Genomic DNA, 17104 nt, shown 5'->3' with positions numbered 1-17104 from the left:
CCAGATCAGATCGGCTACCCGTAACGCGCCTTCCTTCAATCGAACCACCGCAGCGCCGCTGCGACGATCGCTTCGGGCGCATCTTCCTGCACCAGATGACCGGCCTTGGGCACCGCCTGAAAGCGCGCCTCGGGTATGACCGCCGCCAGTTGCCGGCCGCGTTCGAGCGGAATCCACTGGTCGTCTTCGCCCCACAGGATTTGCGTCGGGCAGCGCATCTGCGAATAACGTGTTTCGACCGCGTCGGTATAGCGCTGATCCATCTGGGCGATCTGGCGGTAGAACGCGGCTTGGCCCGTTGCGCCGAGCCACGGCGTCACATAAGGCGCGAGTTCCTCGTCCGGAATATCGCGAGCAATCGCGCCGCGCACATAGGCCTTCACGACCGCTTCGTGGATATACGGCGGCAGTCCCGCGAAGGCCGCGCCGTGTTCGCGCACGTGCTGCACAAACGGTGAACCCCATGGCGCGACGGCGACCGGATCGATCAGCGTCAGGCTGCGATAGTCGCACCCGTCAATGAGATGCGCGCGCAAGGAAGTCGCGCCGCCGAAATCGTGCGCGATGATGTCCGGATTCGTCAGGTCCCAATGCGCGAGCAATTCCGCCAGCAGCAAGTTCTGCACGCCGAGCGAGACGTCCTGAGCGTCGCGTTGCTCCGATTGGCCGTAGCCAAGCAGATCGTAGTAATACACGGTGCGTACTTGCGCGAGATGCGGGGCGATGCGATGCCATACATACGAAGAAAACGGTGTGCCATGAACCAGCACCAGCGGCGGGCCGTTGCCGGTCACGCGAAAACGCACGGTTTGATCACGGAACGTATAGCTTTCAGGAAGCGGCCAGTTTTGCATGATGATGAGCGTCGCGAGAAAGTCTGCTTACCTTAGCAGGGTGTTCCGAAGCGCGCTGACCGGCTTTTCGTAGCATGCTCGGAAAGCCTCCCGAAAAGACTCACCTTTGTTTTATTCAGCAAAGCCAGGCAAATTGAAAAGATTGCGACTCACGGCGTTGCAGGATTGAACGGTGGGTGGCGCGGGTATAGTGGACTGTTACGAAACGAGAATAAATCACCTTGAAATAGGGCGTTTCTGTGTTGGCTGGATTCGGGGAGCCTGGTAATCGTCGGGGGCGCGTCGATTCGGTATTCAACGAAACGACGCGTGATCGATCAGAATGTGCGCATGGCAATGGTGAGCAAATTCGGGAGCCGAAGGCGCAATCAATATGGAATGCCGCGCACCATCGCAGTGAGAACCGTCGGCTAACGCCGACGAAGCCTAACGAGCCCCGGGCGAAGTAACGCGCCGCCGGCTACTTCGCTTCAGCGCCGCGCAGCAATTGCGAAACCTGGCCATGGTGATGCAGGATCGCCGGGTCGACTTGCAGGAGCGGCAAGTAGCGCGGCAGGAATGCGTTGTTGGGCTGGTCGGGAGAAAAGAGGCCGGAGACGGCTTCGGCTGCCGCGAGCCGATCGGCGGCTTCCGCTTCCTTGTCGTCGAGAATTTCGTCGACGTTGGCGATCACCGTGGAGAGCGGCGTGAGCCAGCGGAACGCCGAGCCGTTGATGAGCACCTGCAGGAAGGCCGCCGGGGTCACAGGGCCGAATTCCTTTTCGTACGCCGCGCGCTCGTGATCGAGAATCGACTTATGCAGCGCCAGTAGCGGTTTGCGAATTTCCGAGAGGAATTGAATGCATTGCTGGTCGTTCATCTTGCCGCTCCTTCGGATAGTTATGCCAAACCAATGCCGCAATGGTAACGCATTGATTTGAATCTCGTTTCACTTCAGGCAAGCGCCGCCGCGAAGTCCTTTTCGCCGTGTGGATACGCACGCGGACATGTCACGTTGCCGGCGAACTTCTTTATCCACGACTACAATTTCCAGGTCTCTTCCAGCGCACTCGCCCTGCGCATCATTTACTGTACTCGTTGATCTGCAATTGAACAGTAGCCGCATGACGAATTAGCACGGCGTGTCGAATAAACACGGCAAGTCTTTGCGTTTTGGTTCGGCGTCTCTGTCTAAACAGTCTGAACAAGCAGCCTGACAAACAATAAACCCCACCCGGAGCCGCCCATGACAACGTTCAACATTAACGGCCAGACGCATACCGTCGACGCACCCCCCGACATGCCCCTCTTGTGGGTCTTGCGCGACCTCGTCGGTTTGACCGGCACCAAGTTCGGTTGTGGTATCGCTCAATGCGGCGCGTGTACCGTGCATCTCGATGGCGTCGCGGTGCGCTCGTGCGTGCTGCCGGCGGCGGCTGTCGGCGATAAGAAAATCACCACCATCGAAGCGGTCGGCAGCACGCCGGCCGGGCAGAAGGTGCAGCAGGCCTGGCGTCAGCTGGACGTCGTGCAATGCGGCTACTGTCAGTCCGGGCAGGTGATGTCGGCGGCTTCGCTGCTCGCGAGCAACCCGAATCCAACCGATGCGGATATCGACGCCGCCATGGCCGGCAACATCTGCCGCTGTGGGACGTACAACCGCATCCGCGCGGCGATCAAGCAAGCCGCGAAGGGAGCCTGACATGTCCCAGGGATTGCTCGATTCACAAAACGGCGCGCAGCCGCCGAAGGGCGGCATCTCGCGCCGCACCTTCCTCAAATTCGGCGTCACGGTGGGAGCTGCAACTGGCGGCGGCTTGCTGCTCGGCTTCAGCATGCCTGCCGTCAGCCAGGATCAGAAGGCCGGCAAATCCGTGATCGGCGGCGATGGGGATGAAGCGCCACAAAGCGGCGTGTTCGCGCCGAACGCCTTTATTCAGATTGACACCGCGGGCAAGGTCACGCTGGTGATCCCGAAGGTCGAAATGGGGCAAGGCGTCTACACATCGATCCCGATGCTGATCGCCGAAGAGCTCGAAGTGCCGCTCGATTCGGTCACGCTCGACCATGCGCCGCCGAACGAAAAGCTCTTCATGGATCCGCTGCTCGGCGGCCAGCTCACCGGCGGCTCGACGTCGATCCGCTATGCATGGGAGCCGATGCGCCGGGCTGGCGCGACCACGCGCACCATATTGATCAGCGCTGCCGCGCAGCAATGGCAAGTCGATCCGGCAAGCTGTCATGCAGAAGCCGGTCAGGTGATTCATGCTGCGAGCAATCGCAGCATTGGCTATGGTCAACTGGTGACGGCCGCGGCCAAACTCCCCGCCCCGCAGAACGTCAAGTTGAAAGATCCGAAAGACTTCAAGGTGATCGGCACCGCGGTGAAGCGCCTCGATTCACCCGAGAAGGTCGACGGCACGGCGATGTTCGGACTGGACGTGCGCGTGCCCGACATGGTCTACGCGGCCATCGCGAACTGCCCTGTGTTCGGCGGCACGCTCGCGAGCGTCGACGATACCAACGCGAAGAAGATTCCCGGCGTGCGCCAGGTCGTCAAAGTCGATAACGCGGTCGCCGTGATCGGCGATCACACGTGGGCCGCCAAACGCGGTTTGCAGGCGCTCGATATCAAATGGAACGAAGGTGCGGGCGCGCAGATCGGGATGAAGCAGATCGTCGACGATCTTGCCAAGGCCGCGCAGCAAAACGGTGCGGTGGCGCGTAAAGACGGCGACGTAAACAACGCGTTTTCAAACGCGAAGACACGCGTCGACGCCGTGTATCAGCAGCCGTTCCTCGCGCACGCCACGATGGAGCCGATCAACTGCACGGTGCATGTGCGGCCCGACGGTTGCGATGTCTGGCTCGGTTCGCAAGTGCCGACGCGGGTAGTGGACGCCGCGGTTGCCGTCACTGGTTTGCCGGCTGACAAGATCGTCGTGCACAACCATCTGATTGGCGGCGGCTTCGGCCGGCGGCTCGAGTTCGACATGGTCACGCAGGCGGTCAAGATCGGCAAGCAGGTGTCGACGCCCGTGAAGGTGGTGTGGACGCGCGAAGAAGATATCCAGCACGACATGTACCGGCCGTACTACTACGACAAGATCTCCGCCGGCCTCGACGCGAATGGCAAGCCGATTGCGTGGCAGCATCGGATTGTCGGCTCGTCGATCCTGGCGCGTTTCGCGCCGCCCGCGTTCAAGAATGGGATCGACCCGGATGCGGTGGAAGTCGCCTCGGATCTGCCGTACGACTTGCCGAATCAACTGATCGACTATGTGCGCCAGGAGCCGCACGCGGTGCCGACTGCATTCTGGCGCGGCGTGGGGCCGACGCGCGGCACCTTCGTGGTCGAGAGTTTCATCGACGAACTCGCCACACAGGCAAAAATCGATCCGGTCAAATACCGTCAGGATCTGCTAGGCAAAACGCCGCGTGCGCTGAACGTGCTCAATACCGCCACCCAGGCGGCGAACTGGGGCAGTGCGGTGCCGAAGGGTCAAGGGCGCGGCGTGTCGGTGATGCATGCGTTCGGCAGCTTCTTTTCGATGGTGGTCGACGTCGCGGTCGATCAGGGCGAGGTGGCGGTCAAGCGTGTGGTGTGCGCGGTCGATTGCGGGATGGTGGTGAACCCGAACACGATCGAAGCGCAGGTACAGGGCGGCATCATTTTCGGCATCACGGCGGCCCTCTACAGCGAAATCACGATCAAGGACGGTCGCGTGGAGCAGAACAACTTCACCGACTACCGGATGCTGCGCATCGATCAGGCACCGCCGATCGAGGTACATATCGTGAAGAGCAGCGAGGCGCCTGGCGGCATCGGCGAACCGGGTACGGCGGCGCTCGCGCCGGCTCTGACGAACGCGATTTTTGCGGCCACCGGCAAGCGGCTGCGGCAATTGCCGGTCGGCAGTCAACTACAAACCGCCTGAGAGCCCAACATGAAAAACACATTCAAGGGTTTCGGTGCAGCGCTGTGTGTGGCGTTGCCGTTCCTCACCCAAGCTCCGGTACAAGCGGCGGATCAGGCACTGGTGCAACGCGGCGCCTATCTTGCGAAGGTGGGCGATTGTGTTGCTTGCCATACGGCGCCGAAGGGCAAGCCGTTTGCGGGCGGCCTGCCGATGACCACGCCGATGGGCCAGATCTACACCACCAACATCACGCCGGATCAGCAAACCGGCATCGGCAGTTACACGGAAGAGGACTTTGCGAAAGCGATGCGCGAAGGCGTCGCGAAAGACGGGCACAACCTGTATCCGGCGATGCCGTATCCGTCGTATGCAAAGGTCAACGACGAAGACATGAAAGCGCTGTACGCGTACTTCATGAACGGCGTCGCGCCGGTGTTGCAGGCGAATCGCGAGCCGGACATCAAATGGCCCTTGAACATGCGCTGGCCGCTGAAGTTCTGGAACATGGTGTTCCTGGAGAAGGGCGCCTATCAGGACAAGCCGGGCAAGGATGTCGCGTGGAATCGCGGTGCATACCTCATTCAGGGTCTGGGGCATTGCGGCTCGTGTCATACGCCGCGCGGTATCGCGTTTCAGGAGAAGGCGCTGGATGAAAGCGGCAGCGCGTTCCTGACGGGCGGCGTGCTCGACGGCTGGTTCGCCGCGAACCTGACCGGCGAGCACAACGTCGGCCTCGGTCGCTGGAACGATCAGGATCTGCAGGCGTTCCTGAAGACCGGCGCCAATCGCCATGCGTCGGCATTCGGTTCGATGACCAGCGTGATCAACAATAGCACGCAGGGCATGAACGACACCGACATCGCCGCGATGTCCACCTACCTGAAATCGCTACCGCCGGCGGGCGGCAGTGGCTCGCCGCCTTATACGTACGATCCACAAGCGACGAAGGTATCGCTGAACCGTCCCGCGAACGATGCCGGTGCGCGCGTTTATACGGCGTATTGCATGCACTGCCATGGTGTCGATGGACGCGGCTTTGCGCCAATGCTCGCACCGTTGGCCGGGAATCCGAACGTGCTGGAGAAGGACTCGTCCTCGCTGATCAATGTGACGTTGAACGGTACGGAGGATCTGGTGATCGGCGGTATTCCCGCGCCGTATCCGATGCCGAAGTACGCACCGGTGCTCAACGACCAGCAGATCGCCGATGTACTGACCTTCGTGCGGGCCGGGTGGAATAACGGTGGGTCGCCTGTCGCGGCGGGTGACGTAGCGAAGTTGCGGAAGTCGACCCAGGCGGCTCGATAGAAGCATCGGCCCGAAAACAAAAAAAGCGGCAACCGTGCAAAACGGTTGCCGCTTTTTTATAGCCCCGCAGAAAATGCTAGCGGTGCTGCCCCACCTTCTGCCGCTTCTCCAGCACGCGCGCATACCACGTCAACGGGAAGCACATCGCGAAGTAAATCATCGCGACCATTCCGTAGATCGGGAACGGGCGGAATGCGGCGTTCGTGATCATCGTGCCGGTCTTGGTCAATTCCGTGAAGCCGATGATCGACGCGAGCGCCGTGCTCTTCACCACCTGCACAAGGAAGCCGACTGTGGGCGCCACGGCGATCTTCAGCGCCTGCGGCCAGATGATGTAGCGCAATTGCTGACTGAACGTCATGCCTAGACTCGCGCCCGCAGCCCATTGACCACGCGGCACGGCTTCCACGCAGCCGCGCCAGATATCGACCAGATACGCACTGGTGTAAAGCGTCAGCGTGACGGCCGCCGCAACCCAGGGCGACACATCGACACCCAGCAAGGGCAGGCCGAAGAACGCCAGAAACAGCTGCATCAGCAAGGGCGTGCCCTGAAACACTTCCACGTACACCACCACGATTCGCCGCAGCCACGGCAACGGCGACACGCGCATCGCGAGCAGGATCAACCCGACAATGCCACCGCCAACAAACGCGATCAGCGACAACAACACCGTCCAGCGGGCGGCGAGCAACAGATTGCGGGCGATGTCCCACAGCGTGAATTCGACCATGATCAACGCTCCGTCGGCAAAGTGCGGGCGGCGCGCCACATCAGGCGGGTGCGCCAGTTACGCGGCGCGCTGTCGCTGCCGCCGCGAGCCACGCGGCCCGCGAAGAGGCCACGGCCGAGCCGGTTCATGAGTTGCCGCAACACGATCGACAACACCAGGTACGTCGCGGTGATGATCACGTAGCTCTCGAATGAGCGGAAATTGCGTGACTGGATGAAGTTGGCCGCATAGGTCAGATCGGGCACCGAAATCTGCGAGACCACCGCCGAACCGAGCATCACGATCAGCACCTGGCTCAGCAGCGCGGGAAATACGTTGGCAATCGCCTGCGGCAGCACGACGTAGCGAAACACTTGCCGTCCATGCAGGCCGAGCGCTTGCGCCGCCTGCACCTGACCGCGCGGAATCGAGTCGATACCGGCGCGTACGATTTCGATCGCGTACGCGCCGAGATTGACGGTCATCGCCAGAATCGCGGCCTGCACCTCGTCGATATGAATGCCGAGGCTCGGCAAGCCGAAAAAGATGAAGAACAACTGCACGATGAAGGGCGTATTGCGGATCAACTCGACATAAGTCGCGACCACCCAGCGCGCCCACTTCGGCCCGGCCACCGCAATGCTCGCGCCTCCAATGCCGACGAGACCGCCGAGCAGGGTGGACACGGCGGTCAGCCCCAGCGTGACGGCGACGCCGCGCGCGAGCAGCCCCGCATAGAGGCCGAAGCCGCTGAAATCGAACGCATAAGTCATGGCGTGGCGCTCATCGTGTGGTCAAACTCCGGCGCGGGCCGGCCTGGCCGGTCCGCGCAATAAAGGTTCAGAGGTCGGCCGGCAGCGGCGCACGCAGCCATTTCTGCGAAATCGCGTTCATGGTGCCGTCCTTGCGGGCCTTGGCAATCGTTTCGTCGACTTTCTGCTTCAGACGCGGCTCGTTCTTGTTCAAACCGACGTGATCCGGCGAGCTGAATAGCGAGAACTTCTGCTCCGGATCGTTCGCCGGATGACGCGCGAGAATGGTTGCGCCGACGTCGTTGCCGACTACCATCAACTGTACCTGACCAGAAAGAAACGCCGAAATTGCGCCGTTAGGATCGTCGAATCTTTTGATGTTCGCGCTGGGCGGCGCGATTTTGGTCACGCTCAGGTCTTCCAGCGTGCCGCGCGCAACCGAAATCGACTTGCCGGCGAGGTCGGCGGCGTTCTTCACGGGCAGCGTTTTCGGGCCGAAGACGGCGAGGTAGTAGGGCGCGTAAGGCTGCGAGAAGTCGATCACCTTTTCGCGTTCCGGCGTCTGGCCGACTGAAAGCAGCATGTCAGCCTTGTGGTCGGCGAGGTAGGCCATGCGGTTGTCACCGGTCACCTGCACGAGTTCGACCTTCGCATTGAGCGACTTGCCGATCAGGTTGGCGACGTCGATGTCGTAGCCCATCGGTTTCATGTCCGGGCCGATCGAACCGAACGGCGGATAGTCCTCGAATACGCCGATGCGTACCGTGCCGGACTTGGCGATGTTGTCGAGCGCGTCCGCATGTGCGGCCGACGAAAAGGCGCACAGTGCGCCGAGGCCGGTGAAGGCGAGCGTCGCGGCGAGGGTGGCGAAGACGCGGCGTGCGTTCGATTGAGCAACTTGGGGCTGATTCATGGTCTTTCCTCTGTCGAAAACTCGGTATTGGAATGGGTTTCAGTGAACGCTTCAGCGACGCGTTTCGATGCCTTGCTTCAGCGGCACGTTTCAGTGCGCCGCACGGGCGGCGATCAGTTTGCACGCGTGCGGTGGCAATTCCGCGAACACCGGCATGCCGAGCGTGAGGCCCGGCGTTTCGCGCGGCGTGGTCGCGGCAGTCAGCGTGAATCCTGCGCAATCGATCGTGGCTTCCAGCGACGCCCCCACGTCACGGATAAAAGTCACCGTGCCGGCGAGCCGGTTCTGCCCGGCATCGCTGGACGCCGTTTTGACGCACACGTCTTCCGGCCGGATCAGCAGACGGATATCGCTGCTGGATTCCGGCATCCGTGCCGGTTGAACAACCGCAATGCGTCTTCCGCCAGGCAGGCTGACGCTGCCCGCGCCGTCGTAGCTGACCGGCAGGATGTTGCCGAGGCCGATGAAGTCGGCGACGAATTCGCTGACCGGATCGCGATAAATATCAAGCGGCTTGCCGACCTGGGCGATCCGGCCTTTTTCCATCACCACGATCTCGTCGGCCATCGTCATCGCTTCACGCTGGTCGTGCGTGACCATGATCGTCGTGATGCCGAGACGCTGTTGCAGCAGGCGAATCTCGACCTGCATCGCTTCGCGCAGCTTCGCATCGAGCGCGGAGAGCGGTTCGTCGAGCAGCAGCAGTTTCGGCTGCGAGGCGATCGCACGCGCAATCGCCACGCGTTGGCGCTGGCCGCCGGAGAGTTGCGTGACCGGCCGGTTCGCCATGTGCGGCAACTGGATCAGCTCCAGCAATTCGGTGACGCGGCGCGCTTGCGCATCTTTCGCGGTCTTGCGCAGCTTGAGCGGATACGCGACGTTCTGCGCCACCGTCATATGCGGAAACAGTGCGAGCGACTGGAACACCATGCCGAAGTCGCGCTGGTTCGCAGGCAGATGCGTGATGTCGCGGCCGGCAAAATTGATGCTGCCCGAGCTCGGCGTTTCCAGCCCGGCGATCATCCGCAGGAGCGTGGTCTTGCCGCAGCCGGACGGCCCGAGAAAGCACACCAGCTTGCCGTCGGGCACGCTCAGATCGACGCTGTCGACGGCATAGGCCGCGTTGAAACGCTTGGTCACGGCCTGCAAGGTCAGATGGGTCATCGAATGCTCCAGCAAAAAGGCGTCAGCGCAGCGCGAATCGAAAGGGCGGTCAAAGCGCCACCCCTTCGTCGCCGATCAGCTTTTCGAGCAGCCAGATCAGCGCGAAGTCGATCGCGACGATGAATACGGCGAAACAGAACACGGTCGGATCGAGCGACGACACCGTGCGGCTGTAGAGCCACACCGGCAGCGTCATCGTGTCGATGCCGTACAGGAAGAAGGTCACCGTGAATTCGTTGAACGAGACGATGAACGCGAACAGCATGCCGGCGAGAATGCCGGGGCGCATCAGCGGCAGGATCACATCGATCAGCGCGCGGCTCGGGCTCGCGCCCATCACGCAGGCGGCTTCCTCGAACTCCGGGCCGATCGAGGCCACCGACGCCGCGCAATTTTTCACGGTGAACGGCAGCGCCAGAATCACGTGCGCGATGATCAGACGGAATACGCCGAGTTCGATCGGCAGCACGTTGAACACTAGCAAGAGCGACAAGCCGAGCATCACCAGCGGATAGACGAGCGGCAACGCCACGAGTTGTTCGACCGCGGGCTTGCCGCGAAAACGGTAGCGGCTCAGTGCGTAAGCGGCGGGCACCGAGACGAGCGTGGCGATCACCATCGTCGAAAGCGCGACGATCAGGCTCGTGCTGAGCGCGGCGCCCATCGAGAGCGAGTCGCTCGCGTCCGGCGAGACGAAGCTGTGCCACGCCGCGCGGTACCAATGGAGGCCGTAAGCGTGCGGCGGGAATTCGAGCGTGTCGGCGGCGCTGAACGACATCGTGATCATCGTCAGGATCGGCAGCGCGGCGAGAAACAGCACGATCGCGGCGAGCAGCGCGGTGGCTTTGCCGAGCTGGCCGGGCATGGTGGTCGGCAAACGCGGCAGGCGCGGTGAACGCGGAGGGCGCGTCAGGGGAGTCTGGATCGGCGTGCTCATGCGTGAGGCTCCTCGGCGAGACGTTGTGTGCGGCGCACGAGGCGCTGCGACAGTGCCATCACGGTAAGTGTCGCGACCATCAATACGACGCCCGATGCCGAAGCGGCGGGCCAGTTCAGCAAGGGCGCGACCTGGTCGTGGACCAGCACGGCGAGCATCGGCACGCGGCGTCCGCCTAGCAGCAGGGGCACGGCGAATGCACTGGCGTTGTAGGCGAACACGAGCAACGCGCCCGACACAAGGCCCGGCATGGCGAGCGGCAGCAACACATGACGCAGCGTTTGCCAACGCGTCGCGCCGAGCGTGGCCGCGGCTTCGTCATACGAGCTCGAAACCGCGCGCATTGCGCTCGACAACGGCAGCACGGCCAGAGGAAACGCCGTCTGAATCAGACCGAGCAACACGCCGTGTTCGCGATACAGCCACATCACCGGGCGGTCGACGAGGCCGCTGCCGAGCAGCGCGTGATTGAGCAGACCGGCCGGGCCGAGAATGATCAGCCAGCCATAGCCTTGCAGCAGCAGATTGACGAGCAAGGGTAGAAGCACGCCTGCAAGCAACAGCCGCCGCGCGAGCCGCGACTTGGTGCGCGCCATTGCCAACGCAACAGGAATCGCCAGAAGCACGGCGCAGACCATACTTTGAAAAGCGAGCCTCAACGTGAGCCACAGCGACTTCAGGAAATAACCGTCGATGAGATCGGCATAGTTCTGCAGCGTGAAGCCGCGCCATTCGTTGCCTTGCGTACCGAAGCTCATGCGCAGCACGACGAGCGCTGCCGCGCCGAGAATGGCGAGAAACAGCAGGATTGGCGCGAGCAGAATCCAGGGGCGCGCTTTCGCGAGCGCCGAGGACGCCTGCTCGTCCGGTGCGCGGGAAGCGGCGCCGGGCGAACCGGAAGCCGCGCCCGACGCATCACCGGACGCAGCGTCCGACGCCGACGAGGCACGCCGCGAAAAACGCGCGAGCATCGCGGTCATGCCGAGAAAATTTCGGTGTAGCGCTTGATCCACGCCGGCTGCACGACGGCGAGCGCCTTGTCGTCATGCAGGATGGCTTTCTCGGCGATCTGCTTCGGGCTCGGCACGAACGCGCGGCTCTCGGCCGGAATCACCGCCTTCGAATTGACCGGTCCGTTCAGCACGTCGGCAGCCATGCGGCCTTGCACGCCGGCGTCGAGCGAATGGTTGATGAAGGCGTGGATCAGATCGCTGTCGGCGGGATGCGACTTCGGGATCACCGTGAACATCAGCTGCGTGGCGAAGCCTTCCTTCATGCCGTAGGTCACGCCCATCTTGTACTCGGGCTTGCGGATCTGGTCCGGGAAAAAGGCCGGCGAATAGATGCCGCCGATATCGAGCGAGCCGGTGCGGAACAGATCGGCCACCTGGTTCGGGTTTTCGCCGAGCGTCATCACGTGATCTTTCAGTTCCATCAGCTTCTTGAAGCCCGGCTCGATGTTCTGCTGCGAGCCGCCGTTCATTTTCGCGGCGATGATCGCGAGGTCCACCGCTTCGGCCCACTCGGGCGGCGGCAGGAAGAGGCGTCCGGCGTACTTCGGGTCCCACAGTGCTTCGTACGAAGACGGCGCCGTCTTGACCGTCGACGTGTTGTAGATCAACCCGTCCGACCACAGCAGATAACCCACGCCGAAGCCATTCGCGCCCGTGCGGTATTGCGGCGCAACCTCCTTCAGGTTCGGCAGCTTGTCGAGATCGGGCTTCATCAGCAGACCCGCGTCGCCGAGACCCGCCGCGCCGACGCCCGCCAGCGTGATGACGTCGTAAGTCGGCCGGTCACCCGCGGCCTTGACCTTGGCGACCATGCCGGAGGTGCCGTCGGCGCGGTCGGCGATGACCTTGGCGCCGGTCTTCGCCGTGAACGTGGCGGCGATGTTGCGCAAGGCGGCGGCGCCGGTGTCGTCCGACCAGGTCAGCAAGCGCAGTGTCTTGCCGGAGAAGTTGTGCTCCTGTGCCCGCAGATTGATGAACGGCATCGGCAAACTGGACGCCGCGAGTGCTGCGCCGATTGCCTTGATGGCCTGCCTTCTACCCCGTTTGATCTCTTGCATGGCGGTCTCCTGTGTTGAACGCCTGTTGCCTGGTGAGTTTCGCTCTGACCGCTGCCGCTGCATCGCCCATTTGCGCTGCTTGCTGTACTCAACTCCAACTACCCAACCTCACGCGTTACCGGGTGCGTTGCGTGTTGATGCACTCTAGGTTTGCCAAAATCCCTCAACAAACGAAATATGCGCATGGAGCGCATGACGGAATCTCATGGGCCGGCTGTCGCGCGACGCTAGCGGCGGCTTTGCCGTAGTCCGTGGGAACGCCAATCCAGTGGCGTATCGGGGTTAACGTCCATGATTTTTTCGCGCGCGCGGGTCGCAGGGAGGTATGAGGAAAGCTCGGTTCTGGTGCGGTGTCCGGCAGGGTCTGCCCTCAGTCGGTGCAAGCCGGCGCGCCCAGGGCGGAATTGACAGCCACGTCATGAGCGAAATGCATGCATATTTGCTCGCGCGCAACCCGTGAAAAATATTCTTATCGCGTATCCTGTTGGTTCAAGGGGCGCGACGGCACGCAACGCCGGCCGCCCGCGCAATGACTTTTCCTGATCCCTGACCGGACTCATCCAGATGCGACGTCTCCCGCCGCTCAACGCGCTGCAGATTTTCGAAACCGTCGCGCGGCATCGCAGCTTCACGCGCGCCGCTGACCACCTATGCCTGACACAAGGCGCGGTAAGCCGACAAATCATCGCGCTCGAGGACTACTACAAGTTTCCGCTCTTCAAGCGCCATGCGAAAGGCCTGACGCTGACCGCCGAAGGCGAACTGCTGCTGCCGGCAGTCAAGGAGAGCTTCGCGCGTATCGAGGAGATATCGCTGCGCCTCACGCGTCAACGCACCGATCTCGCGCTGAAAGTGCCGACCTGCGTCATGCGCTGGATGTTGCCGAAGATCATGCGCTTCCAGGCCGAGTATCCCGAGCTGCACGTTCAGATCACCACCACCTGGCAGCACGACGTCGACTTCCAGCTCGAGCCGTTCGATGCAGCGATCATCTATGGCTCGTCACCGGGCGCGGATGTGCAGGCGGTGCCCTTATTCGAGGAGCGTCTGACGCCGGTGTGTGCGCCGGATCTGCTGAAAGACAAACCGTTGGACGAGGTGGCGGATCTGGCGCGCCACACGCTGCTGCATCCAACGCGCGACCACCGCGACTGGAAGATGTGGCTCGCCAAGGTGACCGATGTGGATGCCGCGAATGCGCCGGCGATTGACGCTGAACACGGCCCGAGCTTCGACACGCTCGATATGGCGACCAACGCCGCTTTGCAGGGTTTCGGTGTCGCCATCAGCGATCTCGCCTTGATCGACGAAGATGTCGCGGCCAAGCGTCTCGTGCGGCCGTTCGATACGGTGCTCAAGACCGGCTGGCGGTATTACTTCGTGTATCCGGATTCAGTCGCGCATCAGCAGAAGCTGAATCTGTTCCGCGACTGGATTGCGGAGCATTGGGAGGAGTAAGGAGAGGGGCCGGTTGTTTGCGTGGAGCGCGGCCCCGAGCCTTATCGTCAGGGCGCGAAGGACAGAAACAGATACGCCGCGAACAGCGACAGATGCACGGCGCCTTGCAGGATCGTCGTGCGTCCGGAACTGAGCGTCAGGGTGCCGACGATCAAAGTGAGCACCAGCAGCACGGTTTCCTTGCCGTCGATACCGAGGATGAGCGGCTGAGCGGTCCACAAGAACACCACGGCGACCGTTGGGATGGTCAACCCGATGCTGGCCAGCGCCGAGCCGAGTGCGAGATTCAGGCTGTTCTGCAAGCGATCGGCGCGCGCCGCGCGTACGGCGGCGAGCCCTTCCGGCAACAGCACCAGCGCGGCAATGATAATGCCGACCACCGCCGGCGGCGCGCCCGCATTCTTCACCGCGGTTTCAACCACTGGCGAGAGCACTTTCGCCAGCAACACGACGGCGACCAGGCACACCACCAGCAAGCCGCCGGCTGCCAGCGCGACACCGGTACTTGGCGGGGCGGCATGGACGTCCTCGTCGGGAACGTCGGCAAGAAAGTAGTCGCGATGCCGCACGGTCTGGACGAACACGAACACCCCATACAGCACCAGCGACGACACTCCTGCGAACGCCAGTTGCGACGACGACAATACCGGGCCGGCGCTGGTCGTTGTGTAGTTCGGCATGACCATGGTCAACACGGACAACGACGCGAGCACCGCCAGCGCGGCCGCAGCGCCGCGACTCTGAAAGTCCTGCTCGCGATGCCGGATACCGCCCACCAGCAGGCAGATGCCTACGATCCCATTGCAGACGATCATCACCGCGGCGAATACGGTGTCGCGCGCGAGACCGGCCTTTTCCGGCCCGGACGTCAACATAACCGAAACGATCAGCGCGACCTCGATCACCGTGACGGCCACCGCCAGCACCAGGGTGCCGAACGGCTCGCCGACGCGATGCGCGACGACTTCCGCATGGTGCACCGCTGTGAACACGGCGGCGCACAGCGCGACCCCGATCAGCGCGAGTAGCAGCCCGTTGCCCGGCAAGGCATACGCGACGCCCAGCACGATCCAGGCAACAAAGGGCGCGGCAATGGTCCAGCGGGGCAAAACGGTCGCGGGCGTGGTCATTCAGGGCTTCCTTTCATTGCGTGTTCTTGTGGTGTGTCTTGGACGGGCGCGGCGTGCGCGGACGGGCGCCGATGAGACCTTGGAGCGGGCGCAAGACCTAAACCATCCTGTCAACAATGCGCCCTAACGCATTAAATTATAAAGGATAATTTTCGGCGGACGAGGCTTTGTCAGCCCGTACGACGGATCGTGCCGACGCAGTGGCGAAGGCGGCAAGGCAACCTGCGGCTCATCTGCACCTGAAGGATTGAGTCGCGCGGGAATGCGCGGAAAATGCGGCGCGGTTTCGATGGGTGACACTTCATCAGACCGCCACTGCCAGGTTGGCAGCTTCAAGGAAAGAATCCGGATGTTTCGGTCCGGACGCGCCGCTTCGTGATGAAGCGTTGCGTCCGGATGTAGCGCGACGACTGCCTGAAGCGGATTACTGTCCGACCGGACGGATCGTCAGTGCGTTCTTGACCGACGTCACACCCGGCACGCCTTGCGCGGCCTGGGTTGCCAGGTCGACTTGCGGCTGCTCAGGCACTGTGCCGGCCAGCGTCACTGCGCCGCCACGAGCGCGCACGGTGATGTTGGTCACGCTCAGGCCCTTGGTCTTCGACAGCGCGCTGCGCACTTTACGTCCCAATGCGCGGTTGGCGGCCTTGACCGACTTGGCGCTAGGTGCGGACGAAGCCGCCATGGGAGCCGCCGGGGCTGCAGCGTCGCTGCTTTGCGCGTACGCATTGATGGACGCCAGAACGATCAGCGCACCGCCGACCATCTTGATTGCCTGGAATGCTTTCATTCAACTCTCTCCTATTGTCATGAATACGACGGCCCGGGGATGGGCCGGTGTACTGCACCAGCGGGTACTTCGGGATCAAATCTGAATGGAACGTTGCTGCGGTCGTGCGACTTCTTGCCATCTGTAAGCGGATCAGGCGCGCCTAAGCACACGCATGCCGGCAAAGGCTGTCCTGCAAGCCGGAAACACACGATACTCCAATTAGTGCCATGGTGAATGCGTCGGTGCCAGGAAATGAGGTTTTGGTACAACGAATGGGCCGATGAAGGCAGGCCGATGGCGGTTCACCGCTTGATGCGGCGCGGGTTGCACGCCCGTTGGCGTGCCCGCTGCATGGGTAGACCGCGCATCTATCGAACCCTGCGCTTTGCGCTCAACGACTCGTCCGAACCGCATGCCGAATCAGCCTCTACCCATCCTCCCATTGCTTCGTGACGATTTACCGCTCGATACCGTTGCGCTGGCCCGGTTCATGATCGGCAAATATCTGGTGCAGGATCTTCCCGAAGGCCGTATCAGCGGCCGTATTGTCGAAACTGAGGCGTATCCGCTCGGGGATTCAACCAGCCACGCGTTTGCGGGCCGCCGCCCATATAACGGCTCGATGTTTCTCGCCCCCGGCCACGCGTATATCCGGCTTACGTATGGGCTGTCGTACATGCTGAACATGTCGGCGGAAGCGGAAGAGGTCGGTGCCGGCATTCTGATTCGCGCGATCGAGCCGCTGGAAGGCTTGCCGCTGATGGAGGCGCGGCGGGCTGGCGTGCCGTTGCGCGATCTCGCGCGCGGTCCTGGCCGGCTCACCACGGCCTTGGGTATCGACCAGTCGTTTGACGGCCGCGATCTTTGCAGTGGGCATGGCCTGTGGATTGGCGTGATCGAGACGGGCGATGTGCCGATCGGCGTGACGACGCGCATCGGCTTGTCGCGTGAGATGCATCGGCCGTTACGGTTTTTCGAACCCGGCAGCGCGTTCGTCAGCGGACCGCGAAAATTGCTGCTGCCGCCGCATGCCGAGGCGTTGACGAGTACGCCAAACTGACAATTTGCGTCAGGCAAAGCGGCAAAACACGCTCGGTGGGGACGCATTTTCGAACCATCAGACAGAAAGGTTAC

General features: G+C 62.5%; 16 protein-coding genes. 5 read left to right on the top strand and 11 right to left on the bottom strand.

The annotated features are described in order from the left end of the window. Positions 1 to 35: 35 nt before the first annotated feature. Positions 36 to 854 carry an alpha/beta fold hydrolase gene (locus tag KHO33_RS20935; protein ID WP_200565941.1) on the bottom strand — a complete coding sequence of 273 codons (819 nt, stop codon included), beginning with the start codon at positions 852 to 854 and terminating at the stop codon, positions 36 to 38. A gap of 460 nt (positions 855 to 1314) precedes the next feature. Further along, positions 1315 to 1713 carry a hypothetical protein gene (locus KHO33_RS20930; protein ID WP_200565940.1) on the bottom strand — a complete coding sequence of 133 codons (399 nt, stop codon included), beginning with the start codon at positions 1711 to 1713 and terminating at the stop codon, positions 1315 to 1317. Between the two features lie 366 nt (positions 1714 to 2079). Between KHO33_RS20930 and KHO33_RS20925 the strand changes: the two genes are divergently transcribed. The 3 genes from KHO33_RS20925 to KHO33_RS20915 are packed head-to-tail and all read left to right on the top strand — an operon-like array spanning position 2080 to position 6061. Continuing rightward, positions 2080 to 2535 carry a (2Fe-2S)-binding protein gene (locus tag KHO33_RS20925; RefSeq protein ID WP_200565939.1) on the top strand — a complete coding sequence of 152 codons (456 nt, stop codon included), beginning with the start codon at positions 2080 to 2082 and terminating at the stop codon, positions 2533 to 2535. 1 nt (position 2536) lies between these two features. Continuing rightward, positions 2537 to 4771: a xanthine dehydrogenase family protein molybdopterin-binding subunit gene (locus KHO33_RS20920; RefSeq protein ID WP_200565938.1), complete on the top strand. Its 2235-nt coding sequence runs from the start codon at positions 2537 to 2539 to the stop codon at positions 4769 to 4771. A gap of 9 nt (positions 4772 to 4780) precedes the next feature. Next, the gene (locus tag KHO33_RS20915; protein WP_200565937.1) at positions 4781 to 6061 is read left to right on the top strand and encodes a c-type cytochrome; all 1281 of its coding nucleotides are present in this window, start codon (positions 4781 to 4783) and stop codon (positions 6059 to 6061) included. A gap of 76 nt (positions 6062 to 6137) precedes the next feature. Here KHO33_RS20915 and KHO33_RS20910 read toward each other — a convergent pair whose 3' ends face one another. The 7 genes from KHO33_RS20910 to KHO33_RS20880 all read right to left on the bottom strand — a co-directional run bounded on the left by KHO33_RS20910 (position 6138) and on the right by KHO33_RS20880 (position 12610). Continuing rightward, positions 6138 to 6794: an amino acid ABC transporter permease gene (locus tag KHO33_RS20910; protein WP_054036418.1), complete on the bottom strand. Its 657-nt coding sequence runs from the start codon at positions 6792 to 6794 to the stop codon at positions 6138 to 6140. A gap of 2 nt (positions 6795 to 6796) precedes the next feature. Next, positions 6797 to 7546, bottom strand: coding sequence for an amino acid ABC transporter permease (locus tag KHO33_RS20905; RefSeq protein ID WP_200565936.1), 750 nt, complete (start codon positions 7544 to 7546; stop codon positions 6797 to 6799). 67 nt (positions 7547 to 7613) lie between these two features. Continuing rightward, positions 7614 to 8438 (bottom strand): transporter substrate-binding domain-containing protein, encoded by an 825-nt coding sequence (locus tag KHO33_RS20900; RefSeq protein ID WP_054036414.1) that lies wholly within the window; start codon positions 8436 to 8438, stop codon positions 7614 to 7616. 90 nt (positions 8439 to 8528) lie between these two features. After that, positions 8529 to 9602 (bottom strand): ABC transporter ATP-binding protein, encoded by a 1074-nt coding sequence (locus KHO33_RS20895; RefSeq protein WP_200565935.1) that lies wholly within the window; start codon positions 9600 to 9602, stop codon positions 8529 to 8531. A gap of 49 nt (positions 9603 to 9651) precedes the next feature. Next, positions 9652 to 10539 carry an ABC transporter permease gene (locus tag KHO33_RS20890; RefSeq protein WP_054036412.1) on the bottom strand — a complete coding sequence of 296 codons (888 nt, stop codon included), beginning with the start codon at positions 10537 to 10539 and terminating at the stop codon, positions 9652 to 9654. After that, positions 10536 to 11519, bottom strand: a complete 984-nt coding sequence (locus KHO33_RS20885) for an ABC transporter permease (protein WP_200565934.1) — start codon at positions 11517 to 11519, stop codon at positions 10536 to 10538. Before KHO33_RS20885 ends, KHO33_RS20890 begins: the two co-directional genes overlap by 4 nt. Further along, complete coding sequence (locus tag KHO33_RS20880; RefSeq protein ID WP_200565933.1) at positions 11516 to 12610, bottom strand: ABC transporter substrate-binding protein; 1095 nt, start codon at positions 12608 to 12610, stop codon at positions 11516 to 11518. The genes KHO33_RS20885 and KHO33_RS20880 overlap by 4 nt, the downstream gene beginning before the upstream one ends. Before the next feature lie 564 nt (positions 12611 to 13174). On the opposite strand from KHO33_RS20880, the gene KHO33_RS20875 reads away from it, so the two are divergent. Beyond that, positions 13175 to 14068 carry a LysR substrate-binding domain-containing protein gene (locus tag KHO33_RS20875; RefSeq protein ID WP_200565932.1) on the top strand — a complete coding sequence of 298 codons (894 nt, stop codon included), beginning with the start codon at positions 13175 to 13177 and terminating at the stop codon, positions 14066 to 14068. 47 nt (positions 14069 to 14115) lie between these two features. Here KHO33_RS20875 and KHO33_RS20870 read toward each other — a convergent pair whose 3' ends face one another. Further along, the gene (locus tag KHO33_RS20870) at positions 14116 to 15198 is read right to left on the bottom strand and encodes a calcium:proton antiporter (RefSeq protein ID WP_200565931.1); all 1083 of its coding nucleotides are present in this window, start codon (positions 15196 to 15198) and stop codon (positions 14116 to 14118) included. A 424-nt stretch (positions 15199 to 15622) separates the two neighbouring features. Then, positions 15623 to 15988: a BON domain-containing protein gene (locus tag KHO33_RS20865; protein WP_054036405.1), complete on the bottom strand. Its 366-nt coding sequence runs from the start codon at positions 15986 to 15988 to the stop codon at positions 15623 to 15625. Between the two features lie 394 nt (positions 15989 to 16382). Here KHO33_RS20865 and KHO33_RS20860 point away from each other — a divergent pair, with 394 nt between their 5' ends. Further along, positions 16383 to 17030 (top strand): DNA-3-methyladenine glycosylase, encoded by a 648-nt coding sequence (locus KHO33_RS20860; RefSeq protein ID WP_054036403.1) that lies wholly within the window; start codon positions 16383 to 16385, stop codon positions 17028 to 17030. Positions 17031 to 17104 lie beyond the last annotated feature (74 nt).

The sequence above is a fragment of the Paraburkholderia nemoris genome (assembly GCF_905221015.1).
Lineage (GTDB): Bacteria > Pseudomonadota > Gammaproteobacteria > Burkholderiales > Burkholderiaceae > Paraburkholderia > Paraburkholderia nemoris.
This window is presented reverse-complemented; position numbering and strand designations above follow the sequence as displayed.